Here is a 4646-nt window from a genome sequence, read left to right as displayed (position 1 = left end):
CCCGATCTCTGGGAAAAATTTCTCCGGGAAAGGCCCTGAAGACAGTCGCCAATGAGGATTATTTGTGTTAGGGAAGCGCGCTTCCGGGCCGGGATGTCCCGTAAATGCCCAGAACGCCTTCATTTCCGAGGTTGAGACCCATGAATATCATCGAGCAGCTCGATCAGGAGCAGATGGCCAAGCTTGCGAATGGCAAGACCATCCCCGATTTTGCCCCCGGCGACACGCTGCAGGTCAATGTGAAGGTGGTTGAAGGCACGCGTGAGCGCCTTCAGGCCTATGAAGGCGTGTGCATTGCGCGCGCGGGCGGTGGCCTGAACGAAAACTTCACGGTCCGCAAGATTTCCTACGGCGAAGGTGTCGAGCGCGTTTTCCCGCTCTACAGCCCGCTGGTCGACTCGATCAAGGTCGTCCGCCGTGGTCGTGTGCGCCGCGCGAAGCTCTATTATCTGCGTGGTCTGCGTGGCAAGGCTGCCCGCATCACCGAAAAGCGCGATACCAAGCCCCGCTCCGAAGAGAACGGCGCCGCCTGATTTCGTCCGCATAAGCGGAAGCTCATTCGAAAAGCGGGCAGGGCGCGTGAAGGCGCCCGTTGCCCGCTTTTTCGTATGTGGCCCTATGGTTCTCCGGGGATGCTGAAAATCCCGCGCGGCCACCCGATATGAAACAAGAAGCGGCGGATGCACCGCCGGAAGGAAGAGAGCAAATGAGCACGACGCCTCGAACGCCCAAGACCATGTATGACAAGATCTGGGATGCGCATCTGGTGGATGAGCAGGAAGACGGCACCTGCCTGCTCTATATCGACCGGCATCTCGTTCACGAGGTGACGAGCCCGCAGGCTTTCGAAGGGCTGCGCATGGCGGGCCGCAAGGTGCATGCGCCGCGCAAGACGCTCGCGGTTGCCGACCACAACGTGCCCACGACCAACCGTGCAAACGGCATTGCGGATGAGGAAAGCCGCATCCAGGTCGAGACGCTTGAAAACAACACGCGCGAATTTGGCGTCGAATATCTCCGGATGGACGATCCCCGTCAGGGCATCGTCCACATTGTCGGACCGGAACAGGGCTTCACCCTGCCCGGCACCACCATTGTTTGCGGCGACAGCCACACCTCCACGCATGGTGCCTTCGGTGCGCTGGCGCATGGTATCGGCACCTCCGAGGTCGAGCATGTGCTTGCGACCCAGACGCTGATTCAGGCGAAGGCGAAGAACATGCGCATCAATGTGGTGGGCAAGGCGCCGGAAGGTTTCACTGCGAAGGACATTGTGCTCGCCATCATCGGCGAAATCGGCACGGCGGGCGGCACGGGCTATGTCATCGAATATGCGGGCGAAGCGATCCGCGACCTTTCCATGGAAGGCCGCATGACCGTCTGCAACATGACGATCGAAGCCGGCGCGCGCGCCGGCCTCATCGCGCCGGATGAAAAGACCTTCGCCTATCTCAAGGGTCGCCCCCGCGCGCCGCAGGGCGAAGCGTGGGAAAAGGCCGTTGCCTACTGGAAGACGCTGCCTTCCGATGAAGGTGCCGTGTTCGACAAGGAAATCACGGTCGATATCGCCAATCTGCCGCCGCTCGTCACCTGGGGCACGAGCCCTGAAAACGTCATCAAGATCACGGGCCGTATCCCCGATCCGAAGGATGTGCAGGAAGAGGCGCAGGCAAAAGCGATGCAGCGCGCGCTCGATTATATGGGCCTCACGCCCGGCACGCCGATCACGGATGTGAAGATCGACCGTGTTTTCATCGGCTCCTGCACGAATGGCCGCATCGAAGATCTGCGCGCGGCGGCTGCCATTGCGAAAGGCCGCAAGGTTGCCCCTACCGTCAACGCGATGGTCGTGCCCGGTTCCGGTCTGGTGAAAGAGCAGGCGGAGAAGGAAGGTCTCGACAAGATTTTCCTCGAAGCGGGTTTTGAATGGCGCGAGCCCGGCTGCTCCATGTGCCTTGCCATGAATGCGGACAAGCTCGCGCCCGGCGAACGCTGCGCCTCGACCTCGAACCGCAATTTCGAGGGCCGTCAGGGTCGCGGCGGCCGCACGCATCTCGTCTCGCCCGCCATGGCGGCGGCAGCAGCGATTGCGGGCCATTTCGTCGATGTACGGGAAATGAAGTAAGGGGAACGGCAATGGAAAAGTTTACAAAGCTCACGGGCGTTGCGGCGCCGCTGCCGATCATCAATGTCGATACCGACATGATCATCCCCAAGCAGTTTCTGAAGACGATCAAGCGCACAGGGCTCGGCAAGAATCTCTTTGACGAGATGCGCTATGATGATCAGGGCAAGGAACTGCCCGATTTCGTGCTGAACAAGCCTGCCTATCGCAATGCGCAGATTCTTGTGACGGGCGAGAATTTCGGCTGCGGCTCATCGCGCGAACATGCGCCCTGGGCGCTGCTCGATTTCGGCATTCGCTGCGTGATCGCGCCGAGCTTTGCTGACATCTTCTACAATAACTGCTTCCAGAACGGCATTCTGCCCATCGTGCTGCCGCAGGCCGATGTCGACAAGCTGATGGATGATGCCGAGCGCGGCTCGAACGCCATCATCACGGTTGATCTCGAAGCGCAGGAAATTCGCGGCCCGGATGGCGGTGTCATCACTTTCGACATCGATCCCTTCCGCAAGCATTGTCTGCTGAATGGTCTCGATGGTGTGGGCCTCACGCTGCAGAAGGTGGACAAGATCGCGGGTTTTGAAAAGAAGCTCGAAGCGGAACAGCCCTGGCTTTGATCCATTACTTGTTGGCAAGCCCGGCAATGACGCCTGAGGGAAGGCTGAAAGAAAAATGACAAGAAACATCCTTATCGTCGCCGGTGACGGCATCGGCCCGGAAGTCATGGGCGAAGTCGAGCGCGTGATCGGCTGGTACAATGAGAAGCGCGGCTTTGATGCGAAAGTCGAGCATGAGCTTGTCGGCGGCTGCTGCTATGACGCGCATGGCGTTGCCGTGACGGATGAGACGGTCGAGAAGGCGAAGGCGGCGGATGCCGTCATGCTTGGCGCGGTGGGCGGCCCGAAATGGGATAATGTGCCTTACGATGCACGTCCTGAAGCGGGCCTGCTGCGTCTTCGCAAGGACCTCGAACTTTTTGCCAATCTGCGCCCCGCGCTCTGCTTTGCGGCGCTGGCGGACGCCTCGTCGCTCAAGCGCGAGATCGTCGAGGGTCTCGACATCATGATCGTGCGCGAGCTCACCGGCGGCGTTTATTTCGGCGAGCCGAAAGAGATCACCGATCTCGGCAATGGCGAGCGTCGCGGTGTCGATACGCAGCTTTATACGACGAGCGAAATCCGCCGCATCGCGGAAGTGGCTTTCGATCTTGCCAAGAAGCGCGACAACCGCGTCATGTCAGTCGAGAAGCGCAACGTCATGAAGTCGGGTGTGCTCTGGTACGAAGAAGTTTCCAAGCTCCACAAGGAGAAGTTCTCCGATGTGAAGCTCGATCACATGCTGGCTGATAACTGCGCCATGCAGCTTGTGCGCAACCCGAAGCAGTTCGACGTGATTGTCACAGACAATCTCTTCGGCGACGTGCTTTCCGATATTGCAGCGATGCTCACAGGCTCGCTCGGCATGCTGCCGTCCGCCTCGCTCGGTGCGAAAGATGCAAACGGCAAGGCCTGCGCCATGTATGAGCCTGTGCATGGCTCGGCGCCTGACATTGCGGGCACGGGTGCGGCGAACCCCATCGCCTCCATCCTCTCCTTCGCGATGGCGCTGCGTTACACCTTCGATCTCGGGGCGGATGCCGACCTGCTCGAAAAAGCCGTGGACAAGGTTCTTGCCGATGGTCTGCGCACGGGCGACATCATGCAGCCCGGCATGAAAAAAGTCGGCACCAAAGAGATGGGCGACGCGATCCTCGCTGCGCTCGACACGCTGAATGCCTGAAACAAGATAGCCGCTTGACCCGTTGGAGGACCGCTCCGGGCAAGGCGGTTCTCAAAAAGGAAGACGATCATGGGCTACAAGATTGCCGTTCTCGGTGCCACGGGCAATGTGGGCCGCGAGATGCTCAATATTCTGGCGGAGCGAGAGTTTCCGGCAGATGAAGTGGTCGCGCTTGCCTCGCGGCGTAGTCAGGGTACGGAAGTTTCCTATGGCGACCGGAACCTGAAGGTTCGTGCGCTCGACACTTACGACTTTAGGGGCACCGATATCTGCCTCATGGCAACGTCGGGTGCCATGTCGGCGGAGTGGGCTCCGAAGATCGCGGCCAAGGGCTGCGTCGTCATCGACAATTCGTCCAGGTGGCGGATGGACCCCGATGTGCCGCTTGTCGTGCCGGAAGTGAATGCGGACGCGATTGCCGGCTACACGAAGAAGAACATCATCGCTAACCCGAATTGCTCGACCGCGCAGTTGGTTGTGGCGCTGAAGCCGCTTCATGATGCGGCGGGCATTCGCCGTGTCGTCGTCTCGACCTATCAGTCGGTGTCGGGCGCGGGCAAGGAGGCGATGGACGAGCTTTTCACGCAGACACGCGCCATTTTCGTTAATGATGATGTGGAAGCGCACAGCTTCACCAAGCAGATCGCCTTCAACGTCATTCCTCATATCGACGTCTTCATGGAAGACGGCCAGACGAAGGAGGAATGGAAGATGATGGCAGAGACGAAGAAGATTCTTGATC

The 4646-nt window shown here is 59.8% G+C and carries 5 protein-coding genes; all 5 read left to right on the top strand.

Features of this window, described 5'->3' with window-relative positions; all coding sequences use genetic code 11:
- The first annotated feature begins 140 nt into the window (after positions 1-140).
- Positions 141-533, top strand: a complete 393-nt coding sequence (rplS, locus tag WBF74_RS08570) for a 50S ribosomal protein L19 (RefSeq protein WP_424438154.1) — start codon at positions 141-143, stop codon at positions 531-533.
- A 173-nt stretch (positions 534-706) separates the two neighbouring features.
- A complete protein-coding gene (leuC, locus tag WBF74_RS08565) occupies positions 707-2125 on the top strand; it encodes a 3-isopropylmalate dehydratase large subunit (RefSeq protein WP_424438151.1) in 1419 nt (472 codons plus the stop codon).
- Positions 2126-2136: 11 nt separating this feature from the next.
- Positions 2137-2742 carry a 3-isopropylmalate dehydratase small subunit gene (leuD, locus tag WBF74_RS08560; RefSeq protein WP_424438148.1) on the top strand — a complete coding sequence of 202 codons (606 nt, stop codon included), beginning with the start codon at positions 2137-2139 and terminating at the stop codon, positions 2740-2742.
- Positions 2743-2797: 55 nt separating this feature from the next.
- A complete protein-coding gene (gene leuB / locus WBF74_RS08555; RefSeq protein ID WP_424438145.1) occupies positions 2798-3904 on the top strand; it encodes a 3-isopropylmalate dehydrogenase in 1107 nt (368 codons plus the stop codon).
- A 69-nt stretch (positions 3905-3973) separates the two neighbouring features.
- Positions 3974-4646 (top strand): aspartate-semialdehyde dehydrogenase (locus WBF74_RS08550; protein ID WP_424438142.1); only part of this gene is annotated, 673 nt, incomplete at its 3' end.

Source organism: Parvibaculum sp. (genome assembly GCF_049672805.1).
Classification (GTDB): Bacteria; Pseudomonadota; Alphaproteobacteria; order Parvibaculales; family Parvibaculaceae; genus Parvibaculum.
The sequence above is the reverse complement of the archived record's forward strand: the minus strand, read 5'-3'. Positions and strand labels throughout refer to the sequence as shown.

Coding starts and splice junctions, on each gene's coding strand:
- rplS (WP_424438154.1), top strand. CDS start 141: ATGAATATCATCGAGCAGCTCGATCAGGAGCAGATGGCCAAGCTTGCG.
- leuB (WP_424438145.1), top strand. CDS start 2,798: ATGACAAGAAACATCCTTATCGTCGCCGGTGACGGCATCGGCCCGGAA.
- leuC (WP_424438151.1), top strand. CDS start 707: ATGAGCACGACGCCTCGAACGCCCAAGACCATGTATGACAAGATCTGG.
- leuD (WP_424438148.1), top strand. CDS start 2,137: ATGGAAAAGTTTACAAAGCTCACGGGCGTTGCGGCGCCGCTGCCGATC.